This window comes from Anaerobiospirillum sp. NML120511, assembly GCF_023050955.1.
Classification (GTDB): domain Bacteria; phylum Pseudomonadota; class Gammaproteobacteria; order Enterobacterales; family Succinivibrionaceae; genus Anaerobiospirillum.
The window spans coordinates 1-2,058 of record NZ_JALKIK010000098.1 but is presented as its reverse complement, the minus strand read 5'-3'; the positions used below and the strand labels follow the sequence as shown (position 1 = coordinate 2,058).

The window sequence follows — 2,058 nt, the reverse complement described above, 5'->3', positions numbered from 1 at the left end:
ATGTTAAAAACTTGGAGGGATAAAATAGTGTAGTTTTTTGAGGAGGGATTCTAAGCCCGCTGTACACATGGTATCAGTGGCCAAAGAATATCGATGAGATGCCGTTTTTGTAATGAGAGTTGCCCATTTATGAGCTGGGCAACACTTACTAAAAAAAGGATCTCTATTATATGCCTAAACCTCAGAAAACTAACCGTCAATCTCAACTCCGAGCCCAAAGAAAAGCAAAGCGACATGCTGCCCGGTATACGGGCAGACAGGGACAGCCGCAGCAACATGGGAGCGGATCCTTATCACCGACATTCCTCCTCTCTACATATGGACCTGTTCCAGAGTTCTCCAGATTTTTCTCCTGTGACTATGTACAGAAGCTTCTGCTTGAGAATGGGTATATCAACAAGGACTATCGTAAATCACTGTGGCAGACCATGGGGCTGTTCATTTTATCTCTCGTACTTACTGCTCTGACTGGTCACGCATCGTTAGCACACGCTCAATACGAGTATCAGTGCCTGTGTGCAAGTGCAAAGGTAAAGCATGCATCAGCAAGGACAGTTGAGCGCAGCGTCACGCAGGGGCGAGCATTTGCAGGAGCAATGAGGGATCTGGCCAATGCATTTATCAGGACTTACAGGAAACATATTGATGCTCTCGATTTTTTGTCCGTTGGCTCAGCGATTACATTTCATCTTAAGCAACTCGGAAATATCGACAAAATACGGCTTAGTGACGGCAGTGAGTACAGGCTTGCACGTGAAGTCAATGAAGGTGACTGTAAAGGAAAAATTACCGCTGGACGAAAAATTCATGCCTCCATGGATCTCAATGCTAACTCCATGGACGTATTCAGCATTGGGGCTGCTACCTCTAATGAGAGACATGCATTCATACTAAACACTGAAGAGGATAGCAAAGACCATACAGGATGCACGCTTGATCTTCTTGATGCAGCCTATGACTGTGACCAGGTTAAGAGCGCCATCAACGACCGTGGTGACAAGTACATTATGAAAGCAAAGTTCACTTCGAACCCTTTGGTTGTACGTATAGCCAGGTATGATACAGTTTGTGAACAAGATAAGCTCTATAAAATAGGAAGTAAAGTTTCTGTCAAGGATCTGGATAAGCCAGTACGCCTGAAGAATCTCATAAAAGACAACGAAGTCGTGCCCTATGAGCTTGTCAACAACAAGATCAAAGGCTATTGCTATGACCTGCTTTTAACCGACGGTACCAGGCTGATACTGATATACAACCCAAATAACAAAAGCTGTAAGAAAGGTAGCAAAGCCAGTAGCTGGGTCTTTTTTGATACCAATCTTTCAGACGTATTCGACATAGAAGCTGTTGCAAGTCTGTACAGGCTTAGATGGCAGATAGAGCTCATGTTTCTTTCACATAAGAGTCTCGGCTCTATTGAAAGCGCTCCTGACTCAAACAGACACATGGGCGATGCTTTCGTGTGTGCAGCTATTATCGCTCACGTGCTAAAGCTGTATATAGCCTACGAAGCAACTAATGAGTCCCTGGTTATGAAGCATATGCAACATGCCATCATGAACGTAGATGACGAAGCAGAGTCTAATGGCATATCAGCCAATTTATTGCCAGTTTCAATGCAGAAAGCGGCATCTCTTCTCGGCATACATGTTTATAGCTGGCTTCAGCAATCTCTTAATGCACGCAGTCTGGTCTCGGAGAAGGTCATCTTTGAGCAAACCAGCAATATCAGTCGAATAGTTGCATCAGCTGTACAATATAGCCGGGTATCAGCCAGCGCAATGGCATCAGGCAAGTCGATATTTGCCACCATTGAGGTTGTTAAGCGCTGTGCAAAGCAAGAGGATACTGGATGATCCAGACTTCTCCTCATACTTTCATGTAGCTCTATATACCGGCTGTATGGTACGGTAGGGAAGCCCATGCCCGTATGGCATCATACGGTACTCTAGTGTTAGATAAACATATATGTCTAAATATGTATTGTTGATGTCCCAAGCATCTTACAGGCAAAAATGTGATGTCTATCACCTGTAGTAGGATAAGATAGTATATTTT

General features: G+C 44.1%; 1 protein-coding gene. It reads left to right on the top strand.

Annotated elements, in window-relative coordinates; all coding sequences use genetic code 11:
* Positions 1-170 precede the first annotated feature (170 nt).
* Positions 171-1,856, top strand: coding sequence for a transposase (locus MXE39_RS12790; RefSeq protein WP_246979081.1), 1,686 nt, complete (start codon positions 171-173; stop codon positions 1,854-1,856).
* Positions 1,857-2,058 lie beyond the last annotated feature (202 nt).